Genomic DNA, 21,037 nt, shown 5'->3' on the forward strand with positions numbered 1-21,037 from the left:
CCCCTATTTTCCTTTTTCTCTAATTTTTTCCTAAACTCTTGAAAATTAGCAAACTTTTTCCTTAATTATCTTTGGCTTCTAGCTTTTTTTGTCTTATAGGCGAAGATAATATCGCTGGCTTAAGAAAAGGGGTTAGGAAAATCAATTAAGTTGAAATAGGCACTTAGAGGGCTTATACTGTGAGAGTTAGTATAGCATATTCCTTTTATCATTCAACTATTATTTGCAGTATCTTTTTTATGCCCACCTAACTTTAACGCGTGCCCTACCAGTGATTAGCAAAATGAAGCGAACTCATTCATAAGCTATCCACTCAACTTTTATATGAATAAGCTCACACTACTTTTCATTTAGCTGTTTGGCGTATATAGCAAGAGCTTTTAATAGCAAAGGAATTTTGCTTGGCCTACTCTTCAAAGCTTTCTAATAGGTATTAACATTTTCTACTCATCTTATCAGCCAGAATCAACAAACGACAGCTACAAGGCTATCCAATCTTTAAGAAAGCCAGATTAGCCTTGATAAAACCTACCGGCTTTCTTAGTACCAAGCCAGAGATCAAAAGAACTAGAGTAGTAGGTTAAAAAGCAAGTGAACCATCTAGAACAGAGTAGGAGAGGTGTATTGATGCTTGATGAGACGAGGGAAGAAAAGCTCTATCCAAAGGAAAACAACTGTGTAGTGGTCTTTTCTCGTCGACAAGGGAGATCAAATATAAGAGGTAAATTACTTTCTAAACCTTATTTGCTAGGAAGAATATATTTTTCCTATCGGTTTTGAAGAGATTAAGAAATAGTGTATTTATGCCAGGTGAAAACAAAGAAAGAAAAAAGGCAGCCATCCATCACTAAAAGCCAACTTTTAGCATACTTTATCCAACAAGTAGTTATAACTCTAAGTTAAGTTTGAGTAGATGCTGGCTGAGCAGGAGTTTGACGCTAAAGACTTTAGTCAACTTATTCATAGTAAACTTAAGAGAGCTGCCTAGAGATGGCATAAAGCCTAATTGATCAATTGCTTTCTCTTAAAGAAGCTAAGGGGGAAAAGGTCGGTGTCAAAATTTTAAACTCTTTACTTTTAAAAGGGAGATAAAAGGATAGCTTAGCCTGGCAAAATTACCCTTCTTTTTCAGCTTTAATCACACAAACCCTAAAAAATCGAAGACGGACCCAAAGATATTTCTTCCATTTGCTATAAGATATAAGCTAATCCTTAAAGCCAATCTGATGACGTCGCTAGAATTCCATCATTCACAAAAGAATAGTAGGAGTGCTTAAGGTAAGCCATAAAGTTGCTGAAATAAATGGTACAAAAGGAAATCTTCAAAGAATTTGGGAGAATTACTAGCAATTGCTAAGGCTAGCTTGAATAAAGAAATTTAAAAACTTAATGGGGAGGACAGGGAAATACCAAAAGGATAATCATCACTTGAGTTCAAAATCTTTTCGAAAAAAATGGGGGGGGGGTATCCCTAGTAAGTCCCATCCCTTGATGCAAGTTAGGCAGACCAGAAGCTTTTAGTAAAATTAATCTACAAAGCATCGTCTTTTGATAATTTAGGAGGCCCCCTATTTTTAAGCCCTTTAGCTAAAGATTATTATTAAAGCAGCTGCTAACCCAAATGGCCCTTACTTACGAAAGTTTTGCCAACAGCCTCTACCTTTTGTCGCCAAGCTGCTGCTTTAAAATATTTATTCAATAAAGGTTTCTTCATCAGCAAGAGACTCTTCTTTAATGTAACCCAGCTGAAATAAAGGGTCCATATTATGGTAAATATATCTGCAGAACTCTTGTAATTCATCTTCTAGCTGCCACAGCTTGAGCTCTTTAGCACTTACTCTGCTTAGATCTCGAATACCATGCTCTTCAGGAAACTTCAAATCATACCAAATTTTGGTTACGAGCCGTCCATCTACTTTTGTTCTTGCTTCCACAGCATTATAAATGCTTTCACCAGGTAGGAAAGAAAAATGAATGGCACTGCGCATCATGTTAATGGTGTCTGCAGGAGAAATCCCTATTAATTTTATCGCTCTCCTTAACTCTTCCCGCAAGTTAGTGTCTACAATAGCAGGATCATCTGTATTTAAGTTAACGGCGATGCCTTGTTCTAACAAAGCTTTTAAAGGCACTTCTTCTATTTTAACGCCTGTAGTTGCTTGCACAGTAGTCAGACATATTTCAACTAGTTTATTTCTTTTTAAAAGTTTTAAATTTTTTATCAGATTTGTTGTGTCCGCGATCATCGTTCCATGCCCTATACGCTCGGACACCTTTAAGACACTAGAAAGCTCATCTTTCACATATTTATGTATGCTATCATAATGCGAACTGGCAAATTCAAGAGTATGATAGGTAACTTTAACTGCAGGATAATGCTTACGCAAGGTTTTAATAATAGCTATTTGATCATAAAAATTATTTATTGAATTGGCAGTATTCTGAGGGCCATCCACTGTCAAGCCAACTATTCGTTCTTTTTCATCAGTTGCAATGTATGCCGAGGCTGCCAATGCCCAAGCAAAAAATTCACCTAGCGAGTAATGGCGCATAACTTCAAAGATTAATTTAATAGTAATGGGATTTCTGGCATCAAATACATTCGGCCGCAGTTTAACATTCTGTTTTTTTAATAGAATATTAATCTGCTGATTAATATCTAGTTCGGCTTGATCAAGCTCATCAGTCATCACCTTTTTAAAGGCTTCTACGTATGTCATATTGAGTAAACTTTTCCACTCCTCCTCTAGATTCTCCATCTTTTTCTGTGGATCTTGGCCTACTTTATCTCTACATCTGCCTTGTAGCTTTCTTTTAAACTTGTTTTTTTCGCTATCCGTTAATAAGGCATCTAGAGTATGTTTCGGGTTAATAAGGTATTCAATAAATTGCTCAATTTTATCAATAGGCATCTCTTCGATGTGCTCACATTCATCAGCTTTAATTTGAAGTTCCACCTCTTCAATAAATGTGCTAGGTACAGGCACTACATACAAGCCAAACATGAGTTCATTATAAATAATATTGCTTAGCTCTGCTTGATATAAAATAATCAGAAGCTGTTCACTTAAAGGAATTCTATCTAAGATACTACCTATCGGTCCAAAGGTTTCATCAAACTTTCTACTAAAAAAATCCTCTTTAAACTTAAAAGATAATTTCTCAGAAAGGGGCTGATTAACCGGAACGCAGCACAGTTGGTGTAAAAATGTACGTAGCGGCATACTATACCGTTCTTCAATTTCTTGCCATGTAAGCCTAGCAGGAGTATCATCGCTCTTTAGCCCATTTTTTGTGGGCGTCTTCTTCCTTCTCCAAGCTTTTTTGGCTTCGTCATAATAGAGGCTATATTTTTTTACTAACTTTTCAAGCTCCCAGGGTGGTATAGCACCCTCTGTGTGCTCATGTAAATTTGCAAAAGGAAAAGGTCCTTCTTTTTTGCTTCTCGCTCCATACATAGACTGAAATGAATACTCTTTCAGATGGTCAGTTAGATGGTCAGTCGTCACTCTTACATTATTATGCAATTCTTCTAGGACCCTATAAACGATTTTATTAACCCTTTCATCGCCTAATAGTAAAACTTCAGAGGGAGAAATATCTTGACGCTGGAGGGGCGAAGGAGGTAGAGATTTGGATCTTATAGATTTGCATTTAGCAGAAGTGCTCGAAGAAATTTTTTTTGGAACGGCATTAAACCTTTCTAAACTGGCAATAAGAGTGCAATCAGGACGCCGTAGATCTTTCACATAACTGTGTAAATCTGCTGCACAACTATAAGTATAATCATAGAAGGAAGAAAACCAACTTGTCATTTATTACTCCATCATACAATTTATAATAAATTTTAGCACACAAACGTTTGAGTTTGAATCTAAAGCAGTAGTTGACCATGGCACAATAGCCACTAATTAAATAATTTGCAATACTATTTTGATGTATGAATCATGGAATAGATTAACCCCCTTTATTAAAAGGGGGTATCTGAAAAGATTAAAAGAGGCTAATTCCATGCTGCAAGAATAGCTAGCAAGAGAAGAGCGACAATATTAACAATTTTTATCATGGGATTAATTGCAGGACCCGCCGTGTCTTTGTAAGGATCGCCGACAGTATCCCCAGTGATAGCAGCATGGTGAGCAAGAGAACCTTTTCCACCGTAATTTCCCTCTTCAATTAGCTTCTTAGCATTATCCCATGCACCTCCACCAGAGGTCATAGATAAACCTACGAAAAGCCCTGTCACTACTACCCCAAGAAGCATTGCGCCTAGGGTTACAAAGGCTTCATTTTGCCCTGCAACATACAGAATTACAAAATAGACTAGAAAAGGAGCGCATACTGGCAGCAAAGAAGGAATAATCATTTGTTTGATTGCAGCTTTTGTCAGCATGTCGACTGCGCTTCCATAATCCGGACGCGCAGTTCCTTGCATAATTCCTGGGATTTCTTTGAATTGACGGCGTACTTCTACGACTACAGCTCCTGCTGCACGGCCTACAGCCATCAGACACAAAGCTCCGAATAGATAGGGAAGAAGGCCGCCGATGAACAAGCCTACCACTGTATAAGGATTTTGCAAATGGAAGTTCGCCATATTTTCAGGAAAATAGTGAGCCAAGTCTTGTATAAAGGCTGCAAAAAGGACAAGTGCAGCAAAGCCAGCTGAACCTATAGCATAACCTTTTGTTACAGCTTTAGTGGTATTTCCCACAGCATCAAGTGCGTCTGTAGTTTTGCGGATAGATTCTGGTAAATTACTCATTTCTGCAATGCCCCCTGCATTATCTGTCACAGGACCATAGGCATCCAAAGCAACGACCATTCCGGCTAAAGCTAACATACTTGTAGCTGCCACCCCAATCCCAAATAAACCTGCATTCAAGTAAGAGACAAGAATACCAGCACAAATTACAACGACTGGAAGGGCAGTAGCTTCTAAAGAGATAGCTAAGCCTTGGATAACATTTGTACCGTGTCCTGTAGTAGACGCTTCTGCAATACTTTTCACAGGTCTATATTTTGTCAAAGTATAATATTCTGTAATCCACATAAGTAGACCTGTTACCACCAGACCAGTAAGTGCGCAACAAAAAAGATTAAATCCATTAAAGACATGATTATTTGCTTGATAAGCAATATCAAAGCCTAATAGCCAATGAGTCAACCCTGCAATAGCCATGGCAGAAAAGACTGCGGTAGCAAAAAATCCTTTATAAAGAGCTTTCATAATATCATGGGTAGCCCCAAGACGTACGAAAAATGTTCCGAGAATAGAGGCTATTACGCAAACTGCACAAATAGCTAGAGGATAGTACATCATTTTTTCTAAGATAATACCTTGGAAAAACATGCCAGCAAGCAGCATAGTCCCTACGATGGTAACCACATATGTTTCAAAAAGGTCTGCTGCCATTCCTGCGCAATCCCCTACATTATCCCCTACATTATCAGCAATAACAGCTGGATTACGTGGATCATCTTCAGGAATACCTGCCTCAATTTTTCCTACTAAGTCCGCACCGACATCTGCACCTTTGGTAAAAATTCCTCCCCCTAATCGAGCAAAAATAGAAATTAAGGAAGCACCGAAACCTAAAGCGACGAGAGACTCAAGAAGTTCGCGAGCAGGAATAATAGAGTTTTTTAAAAAAATGTAATATCCTGCAGTCCCTATTAAACCAAAGCCAACCACCAAAAGACCCGTAATGGCTCCCGATTTGAAAGATACATTTAGGGCTTGCTGAAGACCTTGCTTTGCAGCTTCTGTAGTACGAACATTTGCTCGCACAGAGATATTCATGCCAATATAGCCTGTCAGCCCAGATAAAACAGCTCCAATTAAAAAGCCCACGCTTACATACCAACCCAATAACCAGGTTAAAAGTGCAAATACTACGATTCCCACTAGGCCAATCGTTTGATATTGACGATTTAAATAGGCACGAGCCCCCTCTTGAATAGCTGCTGCTATTTCTTGCATCCTTTCATTGCCTGTGCTTAGGGATAAGACAGAACGTATTGTCAAAATTCCGTAAAACAAGGCTAAAAGGCCGCATACGATTAAAAATCCATCTTCGTATGACAACATTAGTTTTCCTCTTTGATTTTGGTTAATGAAAAAAAATAAAAATAGTAGAGAGAGAGGAATTAGTTCAACAGGAAAAGATAAAACCTATGAAAGATAGATCCTATATCTGTATAGTTAAGATATCTTGCCAGCAGGTAGTATAGCGAGGAGAACAATTTTCTTGCCTAGCTTTCCATGGCTGCTTAATGCCTTCTGCAGCCATTTTTATTACTCGGCGGCCATATTGATGATTTAATTGATCTATTAAATTTATTAAGGTTTGCTCTTTTTTATTGCTAAAATGATTTTCTTCAAAAAGGTCAAGTTGGTAGTCACCTTTTGATACTAGCCCTCCCAGAGTCAAGCCTGTCTTTTTATATAAAAAACCTTCGCGAAATAGGTGCCTTACTCCTTCCTTAGCATAAGTGATAATTTTGGGTGTATAGTCACTAGGTTGAGGTAAAGTAATTTGCATGTTATTGTAGTAATAAGGGGAATGATGATGCTTATTAGTCATCAAAAATACATCTATAAATGAAACTCGGCTCTGCTGTTTGCGCAATTTCTCAGCCGCCGTGGAAGCATACGTTGAAATAGCTTCTAACAGCTCATTTAGATCTGAAACAGCTTTGCTAAACGAGCGTGAACAAGTGATAGATTTTTTAGATGCAGGAGCTTCTTTTAAGGATAGGCATGATACTCCTCGCAGTTCCCATGCTATTCGTAAACCTGTAACTGAAAGATTTTTTTTTATCCACAAATCTTCAGAATTTTTAAACTCGCTGGCTGTGTGTATATTTTGGCGATGTAGATAAGAGGAAATTTTTTTTCCAATCCCCCAAATCTCATCAATAGAAAGTTGGCACAGCACCTTTTCGCGCACTTCAAAAGCCTCCATGGAAAAAACATTATGGCAAGCAGAATATCTTTTAGCCATATCATTAGCTATCTTAGCAAGAGTCATGGTAGGCGCTAGGCCAATAGATGTAGGTATGCCTGTATGCTGGAGAATGATGCGCTGAATTTCTCTGCAATAAGCTTCCTTATCTACCGTATCTACTTTTAAAAAAGCTTCATCAATAGAATATATATCTATTTCAGGTGAAAATTGCTGCAACGTGCGCATCACACGATGAGACATATCACCATATAGGGTATAATTAGATGATAAGACTTTTACATCATATTTCCTAAATAAATCTCTATATTCAAAAGCGGGAGCGCCCATTAGGATTCCTAAAAACTTAGCTTCTTTTGAACGGGCTATGATACACCCATCATTGCTTGAAAGCACTACTACAGGCTTTCCAATCAAACGCGGATTAAAAACTCTCTCACAAGAAACATAAAAATTATTACAATCCACCAAAGCATACATAAATTCACTGCGGCCGGTGAATGACATAAGTAACAACCCCCCATACTTGAAAATCAAGGGCAGCATTTACGTATAAAGCCGAATAGGATGAATTAGCTGAAACTAACTGTATGCCTTGCGGTCCTAATACATAGCGTCTGACCATAAACTCACCGTTTACAATAGCTACTATGATTTTACCACTTAACGGTTCTAGACTTCGGTCCACAACCAGAATATCTCCTGAAAAGACCCCGGCTTCATGCATAGAATCTCCCTGCACCCGTACAAAAAACGTGCTTGCAGGATGCTTGACCAGCAGCTCGTTTAGATCCAAACGCTTTTCTATATAATTTTCTGCTGGGGAAGGGAAACCTGCCGAAACACTGTCTTGGAATAAGGGAATCCATAACTGTTTGGTAACTGAAGAGCTTGGATAAAAAATTTTATCTATCGTCTGTGTTTTCATACAAAACTTCCTAATAAAACTACATAAACCCTAGAGCATAAAATTTGCTTAGGTTTTTTTAAAATTAACCCCAACTATATTAAAATAAAGGAACTAATAAAAGCGTTTTTTAGGAATAGAGCTTCCCGGCCCCTGCCCATTACCTCAATTTCTTGTAACTCTATCAATCTTAAGAGACTGACTTTAAAGTTCTAATGAAAGGGATTTTTTACAAGTCAACTAAGAAGCTAAGCAGCCGTTCCTGTAGGAACTTAAGAATTTCAATCTTCTCAAATCCACTCATGCTATCTTTCCAAGCCTTAATGTACCCTAGAAAATACTGGACGGAGCCAACTTAATTTATCTAGCAAAAACCATTTCTTTTAACTATACCTTATCTAGCATCTTTATCTAGCATCTTTTCTTGCGCACGGCATGTTAAACTAAAAATGTTTATAAAAGCCTCTTGCCAAAACGCTACTTTCCCGTATCCATTTTTATCCTTATTATGATTATTCATTCATTAATCCCCAGCTCCTGGAATCCTTCAACATTTTTAATCACTTTATTTCTAAAAGCTACAGCATGAAAATTGTTTGTGGATAGCTAGATAATACCTTCCGCAGCTGCTCCTCTTTAGAGGGAAGCCTATCTTCACTTTGGATATCCACATCCTCTTACTAACTATTTTAAAAGCTTCCTAAAGTTCAACAAAAGTATCTTAGTAAGACCTGAGTAGGCCTAAAGCTTCATTTGCGCTTTAACTTTAGCCTTAATCTAAATACTGCTTGTTTTGTGTGCAGCAAGTAGCTACACTTATCATAAAAAAATTGTAGATATCTCGTGAACAATACCGTTTATATTAACTGTGACAATATAAGTAAATCCTTTGGAACTCATCATTTATTTAAAGGTATCTCTGCCGGCATTTTTCAAGGAGATAAAATTGGAATCATCGGACCCAATGGGGCTGGAAAATCTACCTTTATGAAAATTTTGGCTGGTAAAGAAAGTGCCGACGAAGGGACGGTAGCGATTAGGCGCAACTTACGGATTGCTTATGTCTCTCAAATGACTTCTTATCCAGATCAATCAATTTATGAAATTCTAAGAGAAACTTTAAGCTCTAATGATCCTCATTTAGCACCTCATGAAGCAGCCATGCGTATTGAATGTATGATGAGTAAAACAGGATTTCCAGACATCCAGCAAAGCGCTAAACTTTTGTCAGGAGGTTGGAGAAAGCGCTTAGATATTGCTAAAGGACTTATTTGCGATCCTCAATTATTGCTTTTAGACGAGCCTACTAACCACTTGGATCTGGAAGGCATTCAATGGCTTGAAAAATTACTCCAGCAGGAAAATCTAACCTTTATGGTTATAAGCCATGATAGATATTTTTTAGCCAAGATATCGTCTCGCATGTTTGAATTAAATGCCCAATTTCCCAAGGGACTATTTACGGCAGCAGGCAATTATGAAGAATTTCTACTTAGGAGAGAGCAATTTTTAAGTGGCCAGGCACAGTACCAAAAATCTTTATCATCCAAAGTACGTTATGAACAAGAATGGTTAAAGCAATCTCCTAAGGCACGTACCACTAAAGCCCAGGCACGCATACAGCAGGCAGGCAAGCTAATTGATGAACTAACAGATGTTCAAACAAGAAATAAGCAAACACGTTCTCATATTAACTTTACTTCTACTGACCGTTTAACCCAAAAGCTGCTCGTTACCAAAAACCTCTCCAAATCTGTAGATAATAAATTGTTATTTTCTAAGTTAGACCTTACTTTTTCTCCTGGCATGCGTTTAGGAATCATTGGAGCCAATGGAACCGGCAAGACAACATTATTAAAGATGTTTGCAGGAATGATACCGCCGGATTCAGGAACAATTAAATTGGCAGAAGGCTTGCGTATTATCTATTTTGATCAACACCGTTCTCAGATGCCCGCCCACCTTACTTTAAGAGAAGCTTTAGCAACCAACGGAGAATATGTAAGTTATCGGGGACAACACATTCATGTCAACTCGTGGAGCAAGCGCTTTTTATTTTCTCCTGATCGTTTAGACTTACCTATTAGTCAATTATCTGGAGGAGAGAATGCTCGCATATTGATTGCTCGTTTAATGCTACAGCCGGCAGATATATTATTACTCGATGAACCTACCAATGATTTGGATATACCTACTCTTGAAGTCTTGGAAGAAAGTTTATGTGAATTTACTGGGGCGATAGTTCTTATTACCCACGATCGCTATATGATGGATAAAGTTTGCAATGTGGTTTTAGGACTAGGGTTAAAAGAGCCTATTCAGCTTTTTGCTGACTATTCTCAATGGGAAAAATATAAAGCCAAATTTGAGGCTTCCGATAGCCTTAAAAAAGAAAAGCCAGCCGAAAGAGCTCGGGATAAAGCTGAGCATTTAGTACCCAAACTATCCTACAAAGAAAAATATGAATTAGAGCAAATAGAAGCGAGCATCATTAAATACGAGGGACAAGAAAAAAAACTTCATGAAGATATAGAAAGCGCTTCGGATGCTAACTTGCTACAGAAAAATTGTATGGAATTAAATCAGGTGCAAGCAGAGTTGGAAAGACTTTATGAGCGTTGGCAATTTCTTGCCAGTAAACAAACTTGATCTATTTTTTTTCCAGCCAAGCAAGAAACAATTTTATAGATTTTGAAAACACCCAACCCGTTTAAGAGGATCTCTTCTTGGAGATCTCGCTCTCTACTTAGAGGAATAGCTTTTAAATAGGCGCTTACATAAAGGGCTGGTTAAAAGTGTGTTACTTTGTCCATGCATTTATTGGATAGAGGCTCATTGCCTTGTTCATGATCATGCTTAATTTTAATTATCTTTTTATATAGATAGTATGCTAAAATGCCTTATTACCTACATCATTCTCTTTTTCTTATGAAGATGCCTTAAAGCTAGCTATGTTTCACATAGAAAAATCACCAAATATAGAAAACAACTCTCTTGACTATCAAATCAACAAGCCCACAGCTTAGGGCTTATCTATCTTCTCTCACTTTTTCTTAGATAATAGATAAATTTGTCTCTTTTAAAACTAATCAATCATTGTCCTTTCTTTATAAAAAGGCTAATAAGAGTATTGAAGATAGCCACTACAACAGCAAAAACTAGCGCCGAAAACGAGTCATTCACAAAAAACCCTGGAACTATCCAAGAAGCTAACATAACGCAAAAAGCGGAAACAAATAAGGTGGATAAGCCTAATGTTAAAATTGTAAGAGGAAAAGTTAAAATTAATAAAAAAGGGCGAACAAAAGTATTGATAAGCCCTAAGGCTAAAGCGACACCCAAAGCATTTCTAAAGTTTGAAAGGCGAATGCCAGGTAAAAGGTTAGCAGTAATAAAGATAGCTATGCTGTTTACAATTAATGAAACAATTTTTTTCATATAAAATCCTTGCTAAATAGTTAGTCCTGCAATAGGTAGATGGATGGCTAAGCTCTAACTGCTTAATAAAACCTATTTTCACATGAACATGAATCATCTGCCTGTGTCCGAGAGGATCGTGGTTGTAATTATATGCATACTCTCTTGACGTGCTTCATTAAATACTTGATTCATTGCGTGCCTAAACCCTTATTCGGCAGGGATGGATGATTGTTAACTTAAGCTCGGCTCTTGAGCTGCTGCATTGCCCAATCAACATGCAGCACTCATAATACTTGAAAAAAACTTATTAAGCTCTTTTTTTCAGCTACCCCTGAAAGGTAGCAATCAAAAAAGTTTGAGCAAATTTTTGCTAGCTTTCTCTAAGCAATTCAAATTTCTAAAGCCGTAACCTCAAAAAAGCGATATTATATACTTTTTTCTGAAAATTTTTTATGAAAAGCTACTAAAGCCTCCTCCCCTTCTGGCCTTATAGGATGGCTTATGTATTGGATATCATCTTTAAACTGAGCTTACAAACAATAGGGAAAAGATTGGATAAAAGTATAATTTGCTAAAGCTAGGTCGGCATTAGAGCTTTTAGAAGAGAGCTTCTTCTTATTTCAATTGCCCTTTTTGCTGAATGATTGCAAAAGCTTCTTGAGAAGCTTTAGACATTTCTTTCACTAGGGCTAAAATTAAATTTTCACCCCTCTTTAAAGACAAAGCCATACTTATTGCTTGATAGATGTCTAAAGGTCATGCTAAAAGAAAAGTTTCGCAAGGTGGGATTTATTAGAAATAAATAATAGCCTATGTAGCTCTACTTACTTACTGAAAAATAACCAAAGAGCAACCATGCTTTAACATTTTATTCATGATTTCGCCCCCTTTGTCGAAAAATTGAATAATCAAGGGATTAGACTTACCTTGAAAAACAATTCCTCAGAGAAAGATGAGATTTTAATAGCAAAAGCCGACTAAATTTATTGATTTTTAAGAAACTAATTTTTCTTAAAACTATAACTTTCGAGAATATGTCCTGCTATCTCACGCAATTCTTGCCACGCTAAACGTACGAGCACGTAACTTAAGATAAAAAACCAACGCATAAGGTGATTGATCTGAACAAAAGAATTGCAAGCAAAAAGATAACTTCGGAAAATTGCTTTAGCAAGACGCATGGGCAATTCTTTAAGCTGCTTACCGATTAAAAAGATGAACTTGTAAAATTTTTGCAAAAACTTAAACAAACCTTTTTTAGAGGCTTCTAGAGCACTACTCAGCAATTGTTTTGCAAAGCCTTGAATCTTTTTTACTTTTCCTAAAAAAATTCTAGCATTTGTTGCTTCTTTTGCTTAAACCCGCCTTCTGGATTAAAAAATTGCTTAACAAAGCGAGGAACTATTGCTTTAAAAACGTCTTTTACTGAATTTACAATCAGATGTCGGCTAAAGCGCGATGCTTCTAAAGCCGATAGCGTTAAGTTTTGCATAATGCTGCTTAAATGTGTCAAATGGTGGTTTAACTTTGCTCTGCCCGCTTGGAAAAGATTGACGCTGCGCTGGATTTGCGGCTTAGCCCATCCAATGAAGGGAAGAGCCGTATTGACTACAGTTAAAGTCATTATTTCTGCATGCTTAGCAATCTTTAGTCCTAAAGTTTGTAGGGTTTCATTGATTCGTTTTAGCTGATGTATTAGGTTATCGTTAAACTTCTGAATTTCCAGACGAGGCTTTTCTATCTGCTTTTTTAAATGCTTCTTAAAGGTATTAAATTTAGCTTTCAAATCATTGATATAAAGATTAAGAGAGCCAGCAAACTCTTCTTTAACTATTTTCCACATTAATAATGCAAATTGGCGAGCCAGTTCTGCTTGCTTATCACCTCGTTGATAAGTCTTTTGCAAAAGCATTTTTGTAACTGCTTCCGCGGCTTGAATGCTTCTTTGCATGATAGGCAAATAAGGCTGCAATAGACGATAGCCTAAAGCAACCATAGAATGTTTTAAATGTACAAACAAAGCCTGGCTTGTGCGTTGGATCCATTGAATGTATTCCGCAGTATGTTTAAAAGCGTGCGAAAACAGGTTTTTTATACTGTGGATAGCATTTTTGCTAGCTTCATGGCTTTTAAGTGCGTGCCTTAGCTTGTGATGCATCATCTGGAAAGGCTTTAAGGAAAGATAAAATAAAAGGGGGACAGTATTTTCAACGACCCATTTAGGTAATCCATATAGCAACAAATAAGGGGGTAGAGTGAATGCCAAAAAGATATATTTGCCCGCTCGTGCAACCACTAAAAAATTTTGCATGAATTTGCCAATTTTAGCCGTTGCTTCTCTTTCAAGGCGCAAACGAGAAGATCTTATTGTATCTACGGGCTTTGCCACAGGCGTTACCCTTGCCATAGGATTGCGAATCATGGCATAGAGATCATTGCCTGGCGTACACCTTCCTATACTGTCGCGCGCTACAGGACCCTTCATGTATCTTTATATTTTGATTAGTTAGTAGGAATATCTATATTATTTAAAATAAATTTTAATTGAATTTTACATTTATTATCAAGGGAAATAATCGTCCATAAACTTTCCCCTGTCTAAATTTTCATTTTACTTGCATCAATTGGCTTAAATCCTTATAATCAGCTTGCTTTATGACTTTAGGAGTATAAAATGGTTCGTATTAGTAAACAAGCAGAAAGACGCAGCAAATCTCATCGCAAGCCTAGCCCTCCTGCTAAAAAAACTGGACCCCGTAAAGAAAATTTGAAAGAGGGATTTAAATCCCACTCAAATGCTTTGGAAGGCGCTATTGCCAAACAAGCTTTTATTCCAAAAATTAAGTAATCTAAGGATCGAGTTATGTCAAGACATCCAAGCTTTGGAAAAGCCAACAAAGGGGCCACCAAACGTAACGTTTTAAAAAGATTTGAAAGAATCGATGTATTAAAAAAATTAGGACGCTGGGATGCGGAAAAGAAAACTCGCATAACAGGTTTACCTAAAACACCAGTTCTTTAAAAGAGTTACGGAGCCCCTACAGGCTCCTGGCTTTCCATATTTAAAAAATTTTTTCTTCTTCTTGCATTCATTAGGTCTTTGTGTTAACAAAGTAGCTTTTAACCCACTTATTACGTTTGTGCAAATACACGTCTACAATAAGCAAAAAAATTTATCTTTTCCCCTGCGCTTAGTCAAAAAAATTGCTGATGCTGTGATTAAGTTAGAAAATCAAAGTTGTGATGAACTATCTATATATTTTGTAACACCTCTCGTAATTTCCCAGCTCCATCAGCAATATTTTAATGACCCCTCGACAACTGACTGTATCTCTTTCCCTATGGATACAAATAAGCATGGAGAAGGGCCGGAGAAATATAGAATTTTAGGAGAAATTTTTGTGTGCCCTCAAACCGCCTTTGAATATGCTAAAAAGCATTCAGGCGATCCTTACGAAGAATGCACTTTATACATTGTGCACGGGCTGCTTCATTTAATGGGATACGAGGATACTGAAAGAAAGAAAAAGCTGATCATGCGAAAAGCGGAAAAAAAACACATGGTTAATTTAAAGAAACTTAATCTATTACTATTACCTAAATAGATAATAAAGGAGAAGTAGTTGTTTCTCATTTGGATGTTCTTTTTAACACTTTTTTTCCTCCTCGGATCCTTTCTCCTCACAGCGGTGATTAGCTCTTTCCGTCGTATGCATAAAAAAGATGCTCAAAAGCAAATTAAAGCGATGAATTCTTTTTTTTTGTACAGATCCTTTCATCATATTTTTTTTCCTCATCATGAATATGAAAGCCTATTTTTCACAGCGATTTGTGCTCAAAATTTAGCGCGTTTTGGTTATACAGCCTGCGGCATCATTTTTCTGTCGCAGACCGCTCTCTTTAACTCCCTTCGCGAAAGGCCTGATTATCTGAATACATTATGGATAATTATAAGCCTTCTCATTTTAATTCTAGCCTCGTTTGTTCTGGGTGATTATCTACCAAGATTATTAGGCACACATCTACCAGAAAAAGCTCTCAAAATAGGGTTTTCTTTTTCTTCTGTTTACTTTTTTCTTGCATTTCCTCTAGCTTTTATTTTTCTAAAAATCTCCCACTTAAGATCTTATGACTTATACTTCGATTCAACGCAGGTGCCTAGTGCTCAAGCTAAAAAAGAGATTATTGAATTAATTCAAGAAGCAGAAGTTAGCCCCACTCTAAATTTTCATGATAAAAAGCTTATAGAATCCGTTCTAACTTTCAAGGAACGCTGTGCTCGTGAAGTGATGGTGCCCCGCCTCAATATGTTTAGCTTATCTGCAGACACATCCATTAAAGAAGCCGCCCGGCTTTTGCAACATGAGGGGTACAGTCGCACTCCTATCTATCGACATTCGTTAGATAATATCGTAGGAGTACTTATGTACAAAGATGTTTTGAAAAAATACATGGAATATGAGGAAAAAAAAGACTCGAGGATTCTTGATACACCCATTGAAGCTATACAAAAAAGCATTTTATATACACCGGAAACAAAAAAAATTTCCAATCTTCTACAAGAATTTCGCCAAAAACAAGTTCATTTTGCCATTGTGGTGGATGAATATGGAAGTACAGAAGGAATCATCACTATAGAAGATATATTGGAAGAAATTGTAGGAGAAATTGCAGATGAATATGATCAAGAAGAAGAAACTGTTAAACAATTAGCGGACGGTTCCTGGATTATTGATGCTAAAATGAGCATTTTTGATGTAGAGGCACAGCTGGGTATTCAAATTCCCCAGGAAGAAGAATATGATACTGTAGGCGGCTATGTATTCCATTTAGCTGGCGCCATTCCCTCTACAAACTTTATCATCCATCATGATAACTTTGAGCTAGAGATTTTAGAATCTAGCGATCGTTCAGTAGAAAAAGTGCGTATCAAGCCTATTGAATCTTCTCCTCTTCTAAATGAAGAAAAGTAAACCATTAAAGAGAAGCTCTCTGACCTAGCTTCATCTTCTAGTCCTATTTCAATCTTAGGAAGAAATTAAAGCTAGGCAAAAAATGTGCCCATCTCTCATCTCTACTCATGGCTAGTGCCTAAAGAATTAACTTAAGAGCCTATGTAAATACAAGTTTAATCCTATGGTAATCAAACTTGCATAAACTTTTTAGATTAATGACCTGGACGTACGAAAGCTTTTGCACCTGCCAGAGCATATTCTTTAGCTTCTTTATCCCCTGGATTGGCACAAGCTCCTATATTCATTCCCAAAGGACATCCTAGATTTGCCTCAGGAATCACATCAAGATTACCGGAATCTATATAGAGTTGATGTCCTATCTCTTTAGCCATAGCCCTTATTTTAGGCTCATTCACCTCTGCTTCTAATGAAGGATAACCTTCTAATGCATGAGTAAGCTGTAGCAATTTGTCTACCTCAAGATTAGCTAGGCCCGTACGGTCCTTGCCGCTTCGGCATCCAAAGTGTACCCCATCGCTTACTAAACTAGTTAACATGAGTACCCGAGAGACTAGAGCATAATAATTATTACCAAAAGCTTCTAATTTTTTACCTTCAGGGATATTTAATATAGATTCTACATCTTTTAAAAGTTTTTGTAAGATTTTAACTTTCATCATTTTTGATTTTAAGTCAGAGGAAGTATTATTCTTCTCTATTTCTTTTTTCACCGCTAGTTCATATTCTACGACTTTTTGCGCTAGGTGTTTTATAGCTATTTGATTGGCCTCCCATTCTAGTGCATAAGTCTGCGTTGACCATTCTAAAGATTTAAAATAAAGGTCATTGCAGGGTATGTTCATATAGGTAATTTGAAATTGAAACTCTTGACCTTTAACTACCAAAGGTTTTCCATGCCAATATTCGTAAGCCTCTTTTGCTTCCTTTAGAAGCATGGCTTCATTATCTGCATTAGCCAATTTTCCAAAATAATTAGCCCAATCTAACACTGATGAGGGTGATAATAAAGTGACGGCTGCAAAATCCAATTTTATAGGAATTTCGCCGCTTGCTTGTCCTGAATGTTTTTTTAAATATTCTAGCGCATGTTCTTGTAGTATTTTTTTTACGATTTGTCTATTAATTTGCTCTCGAATTTCTTTGTTTGTCTGGTCAAACTCCACTGGGATAGCCGAACGAGTCACATTGTCCATTTTGATTGCTTTCATATCCGAAGTAGGAGAGGATAGATAAGGAAGGTAGGTTGTCCTAAAGAAGTTAGGGACAGCAGGGTTTTGAGTATCTTGGCGATTGCGCGGGGCGGCCGAGCTGTAAGGTTCTCCCACAGATTTCAGTTGCACTTGAGCTGCGCCAAGCTCCTCTTTACTAAAATTGATTATTTTATCGTACACTTCTCTCCACCAATGGTTAAAATGTACGACGCCTTGAAAATAGGCGTTTTGATAAATTTTAAAGCATTCGTCCGTTAAAGAGAGGAGATCTTTCTTATGCTGAGGCCATTTTTCAGCAGCCTGCCTACATGCATCCTGTAACGCACTCATGATCTCGTTTTCATATTCTTTCGCAAGCCTTTTTCCTTTCTCCACAATAGGATCATTCGGCTTAATAAATTGCTCGATGTTATCGCTGTTAATGCCTAATCTTTCGTGGATTAAAAGAGCTTTTTTTCGTATCTGCTCGTTAAAATTTAAGATTAATTCAGAAAGAAGAGGAGGAGGAATTTCGTAATTAAGTATTTCTTGTATCCGTTTTGCAAGGTCATCTGCGGCATGATTGCCTGCTGTCAGAACATGTTGGATATAGGTATCGATATTTTCCCTTTTATAACGCGAGGAGAATTTACCAGCAAAAGTCACTCCTTCATCTTCTGTTTTTTCTTTCTCTGCAATTAAAGTCCATTCTGTCATTTCTCCTGAATCTGTCACCTGGGAGATATTATCATGAGAAATACCATCCTCAGAATGCATAGACCTGCTAAGACTTAGAGATCTATCTAAAGAAGGAAGCGTTTGAGCAAATTTGATGAATTCAATTTGCTCTAGCAAATGGTCTCTTTGTACTGTAATTTCTGCTAACTTACGCTCCACCGCCTCTAATTCTTGTTTTAAAGGTGGTTCATCTTTTAAAGTCTGATATTTACTTTTTAAACCTTCACATTTCATCTGTAGCTGTTCAACTTGAGAGACATATTCCCTTATCGTCTCTTGTGCTTGTGATAATTTACTGCTAAGATCCTCGCGTATTTGTTGCTCTTCTTTTAAAAATGTGGCTACAAAGCTTTCCTGGCTAGCAAGTTTTTTTCTTAGATCTATGGCTTCTTGCTTATTTAGCTCTAGCTCATCAATCCTCTGTTGTAGATCCAAGTTTTCTTGCTCACGAGCTTTCAAATGACTTGTGAGATTTATCACTTGATGTTTTAGCTTGCCATTTTCTATTTGTACACTTTCTACCGTTTCTTGAACGTTTGCTAAGCTTTCATGAGCCAGTTGCGAAGCCCTTGTTGCTGCTTCAAGGATGGCCTCTTTACGCTGCAAGCTCTCTTGCGTACGCTGCAACTGCTGAATCAGATCATTTTTTTCTTTTTCAGCGTTCTCCAAGTTTTGTCGTATGGAATTGGCTTTCCTTTCCAATTCTTCAACTAATTGTTGTTGGCGATGTAAATCCTGATTTAATTTCTCCAAGTCTTCAGCTGAACCAAGGCTAGAATGTTGTTGAGCAAATGTTTGCTCTTGAGCTAAAGCTTTTCTTGCCTCTGCCAAATTTGCATAGGCTTTTTGCAATTCGTCTTGCGTCGTTTGGTAGATATTTGTGGCACCAATAAGCTCATCATTTTTATTGTCTATTAAAAGTTGAAGCTTCTCTTTTTCGCTAATAAGGATTTCATTCTTTCTTCTAATTTTTTCGACTTTTTTATTAAGCTTTTTATTTTCATCTTTTGCCACAATTAATTGATTGTCTAATTTTTCTATTGTTTGCTCGTGACTTCTAATTACTACATTTTGTTGCTGAATTAAAGCTTCCTTGTGCTTTAATTTTTCTTCAAGTTGCGCAATTTTTCTCTTAAAAGCCTCGTCTGTCTTGCCTGTGGTACTCAAAGTGTAAGTAGGATGAGAGTTCGATGAGGTAGGCAATTCTTGCTTGGGCTTAGCTCCATAATATTTATGGTAAAGGTCATGAATCCCAAGAATAATATTTCCTGCAATAGGCACACAGTCTAGTAAACCTCTTTTTCCGTGCCCCCAGCTGTCTGAAGAAATAACCTGGATATTGCGTTCATTTAATGGAGCGTTATACAAACTTTTTTTCGGCGAAAATTTTTCAAATAAGAGGATAGCAAAGTGAGCAATCGCTGATCCTATACTTATAATAGGAATATAATCAAAAAATTTATGAAAGCTGGATACGGGAGAAGTAGGAGTAGAAGGGGGAAGCATGTTTATCTCCTCTATTTGTTCAATAAATATTATAAAACATATTAATAATATAAATAAACTTAAATTTTAGAAAGCAAACTTAAACTAACTTATAAATTAATATTTCAATTAAATTTCATCACTAAAACAAAATAACAAAATATTTTCCTTTCTAAATTAAAGGATAATCTATTTCTTTTCAATGATTTTAATGTTTTCCTTCTTGGCATCTTTATTTTTTTAAACTGAGGAGAGATATTTTCATTAAAATATCCTTCAAAGACAACTCCAAATGTCAAGGAGTTATAAAGCATTTTAAGCTGTGAAAAACCATAATACTTTAATAAAAGTTAACAAATAAAAATTAAAATAATTTGACCATTAATCAAGCAAAAATAGTTAAGCAAAGAGATTTTTTAAGCAATTAAATAAATGAGTTATTTAAAGACAGGCAAGGTAAGCGGGCACGGGATATAAAAATTTTTAGATAACAGAAGGGGTAGTTTGCTTGTTAGGAGCTGCATAGATGGCGTCTGCTAGAAAATCTAGAATAGACTTTCGTTGACGATAAAGAGTTTCGATACAGCTATGCAGCACTTCTCTCCATCTTTTGCCATCAATAGACTGGCTACCTAACTTACGTACAATGGCTAGATTTCTTAAAAGTTCTTCGGCAGCATGATGGGTCATAGGAATAGCAGAATCTTTCAAGCAAGCATGGAAATGTTTGATCTGCTTTAAAAGCTTGTGGCAAAACTTCCGCAACTTTTTAGTGTTACTCCAGCAATGCAGTGTCTGCAATTCTTCTTGTATATAACGCTAGTTAAGCTACCCATACTATAGCCTAAGTAGGCTGGCTGATTTGTCCTTTTTCTAGGCGATGTTTATCTTTAAAAGCTCTTGCAAGGTGTCATTAGGTGTCCTAAAAGCTTTGTATCGTTTAAAGATATATGGGACTGTTCTGCTTGCCCTTGTATATTGCGGAGTAGATGAGCTAAACAATACTGTTTGATCTTTACCTTAATTTGATGGATAGCTTTAGCCTCGACCACTCTCTAAGCAATGAATCTTCTGACCGATTACTATCTTTAGAGTAGCGCCATTTTGATAGAGTCTTAATGCATAAGCAATCACATTTCCTACACGTAGGACTAACCAATGTTCATTAGTGGCGGCATGACGCCAGCTCGTTGCATCTATATGCAAAGGCTGCGAGGTGGTAATAGCTGCTTTAACGAGTGTTTCATAAGGCGAAAAAAGTAAGGCAGCGGTGCGAGCTTTAACTTTAGAAATAAGACCTTGGCTTAAAGCTACATTAAGCAAATTAGCGCACTAATCAGGGCACGCACGGTA

General features: G+C 36.9%; 15 protein-coding genes. 5 read left to right on the forward strand and 10 right to left on the reverse strand.

Going from position 1 to position 21,037, the window contains the following annotated elements:
• Window positions 1-1,691: 1,691 nt before the first annotated feature.
• From DB41_RS05290 to DB41_RS05305, 4 genes are all read right to left on the reverse strand, one after another.
• On the reverse strand, window positions 1,692-3,815 hold the full coding sequence (locus DB41_RS05290) for a hypothetical protein (protein WP_039385145.1): 2,124 nt from the start codon (window positions 3,813-3,815) through the stop codon (window positions 1,692-1,694).
• Between the two features lie 188 nt (window positions 3,816-4,003).
• Window positions 4,004-6,091 (reverse strand): sodium-translocating pyrophosphatase, encoded by a 2,088-nt coding sequence (locus tag DB41_RS05295; protein ID WP_039385147.1) that lies wholly within the window; start codon window positions 6,089-6,091, stop codon window positions 4,004-4,006.
• Between the two features lie 100 nt (window positions 6,092-6,191).
• Entirely contained in the window at window positions 6,192-7,475 is a 1,284-nt protein-coding gene (locus DB41_RS05300) for a Y-family DNA polymerase (RefSeq protein ID WP_039385150.1), read from the reverse strand.
• Window positions 7,453-7,896, reverse strand: a complete 444-nt coding sequence (locus DB41_RS05305) for a LexA family transcriptional regulator (RefSeq protein ID WP_039385153.1) — start codon at window positions 7,894-7,896, stop codon at window positions 7,453-7,455. The genes DB41_RS05300 and DB41_RS05305 overlap by 23 nt, the downstream gene beginning before the upstream one ends.
• Before the next feature lie 822 nt (window positions 7,897-8,718).
• Between DB41_RS05305 and DB41_RS05310 the strand changes: the two genes are divergently transcribed.
• Complete coding sequence (locus DB41_RS05310; protein ID WP_039385156.1) at window positions 8,719-10,524, forward strand: ABC-F family ATP-binding cassette domain-containing protein; 1,806 nt, start codon at window positions 8,719-8,721, stop codon at window positions 10,522-10,524.
• Between the two features lie 444 nt (window positions 10,525-10,968).
• Here the strand turns inward: DB41_RS05310 and DB41_RS05315 are convergent, their stop codons facing one another.
• The 3 genes from DB41_RS05315 to DB41_RS05325 all read right to left on the reverse strand — a co-directional run bounded on the left by DB41_RS05315 (window position 10,969) and on the right by DB41_RS05325 (window position 13,780).
• Window positions 10,969-11,313 (reverse strand): phage holin family protein, encoded by a 345-nt coding sequence (locus DB41_RS05315; RefSeq protein ID WP_039385159.1) that lies wholly within the window; start codon window positions 11,311-11,313, stop codon window positions 10,969-10,971.
• A 983-nt stretch (window positions 11,314-12,296) separates the two neighbouring features.
• On the reverse strand, window positions 12,297-12,533 hold the full coding sequence (locus DB41_RS05320) for a hypothetical protein (protein ID WP_155117587.1): 237 nt from the start codon (window positions 12,531-12,533) through the stop codon (window positions 12,297-12,299).
• Between the two features lie 83 nt (window positions 12,534-12,616).
• Window positions 12,617-13,780: a hypothetical protein gene (locus DB41_RS05325; protein ID WP_039385164.1), complete on the reverse strand. Its 1,164-nt coding sequence runs from the start codon at window positions 13,778-13,780 to the stop codon at window positions 12,617-12,619.
• A gap of 189 nt (window positions 13,781-13,969) precedes the next feature.
• On the opposite strand from DB41_RS05325, the gene DB41_RS12030 reads away from it, so the two are divergent.
• From DB41_RS12030 to DB41_RS05335, 4 genes are all read left to right on the forward strand, one after another.
• Window positions 13,970-14,143, forward strand: a complete 174-nt coding sequence (locus tag DB41_RS12030) for a hypothetical protein (protein ID WP_164480475.1) — start codon at window positions 13,970-13,972, stop codon at window positions 14,141-14,143.
• A 15-nt stretch (window positions 14,144-14,158) separates the two neighbouring features.
• Entirely contained in the window at window positions 14,159-14,317 is a 159-nt protein-coding gene (locus tag DB41_RS11290; RefSeq protein ID WP_079979899.1) for a small basic protein, read from the forward strand.
• Between the two features lie 118 nt (window positions 14,318-14,435).
• Complete coding sequence (ybeY, locus tag DB41_RS05330) at window positions 14,436-14,900, forward strand: rRNA maturation RNase YbeY (protein ID WP_039385167.1); 465 nt, start codon at window positions 14,436-14,438, stop codon at window positions 14,898-14,900.
• A 141-nt stretch (window positions 14,901-15,041) separates the two neighbouring features.
• Window positions 15,042-16,268: a hemolysin family protein gene (locus DB41_RS05335; RefSeq protein ID WP_368730542.1), complete on the forward strand. Its 1,227-nt coding sequence runs from the start codon at window positions 15,042-15,044 to the stop codon at window positions 16,266-16,268.
• Window positions 16,269-16,462: 194 nt separating this feature from the next.
• Here the strand turns inward: DB41_RS05335 and DB41_RS05340 are convergent, their stop codons facing one another.
• The 3 genes from DB41_RS05340 to DB41_RS05350 form a co-directional block, all read right to left on the reverse strand.
• Window positions 16,463-19,705: a hypothetical protein gene (locus DB41_RS05340; RefSeq protein WP_039385171.1), complete on the reverse strand. Its 3,243-nt coding sequence runs from the start codon at window positions 19,703-19,705 to the stop codon at window positions 16,463-16,465.
• 462 nt (window positions 19,706-20,167) lie between these two features.
• Window positions 20,168-20,485 (reverse strand): hypothetical protein, encoded by a 318-nt coding sequence (locus DB41_RS05345; RefSeq protein WP_155117588.1) that lies wholly within the window; start codon window positions 20,483-20,485, stop codon window positions 20,168-20,170.
• 237 nt (window positions 20,486-20,722) lie between these two features.
• Window positions 20,723-21,007: a hypothetical protein gene (locus tag DB41_RS05350; RefSeq protein ID WP_039385174.1), complete on the reverse strand. Its 285-nt coding sequence runs from the start codon at window positions 21,005-21,007 to the stop codon at window positions 20,723-20,725.
• Window positions 21,008-21,037: the final 30 nt, after the last annotated feature.

Origin of the sequence: Neochlamydia sp. TUME1 (assembly GCF_000813645.1) — a bacterium.
GTDB lineage: Bacteria > Chlamydiota > Chlamydiia > Chlamydiales > Parachlamydiaceae > Neochlamydia.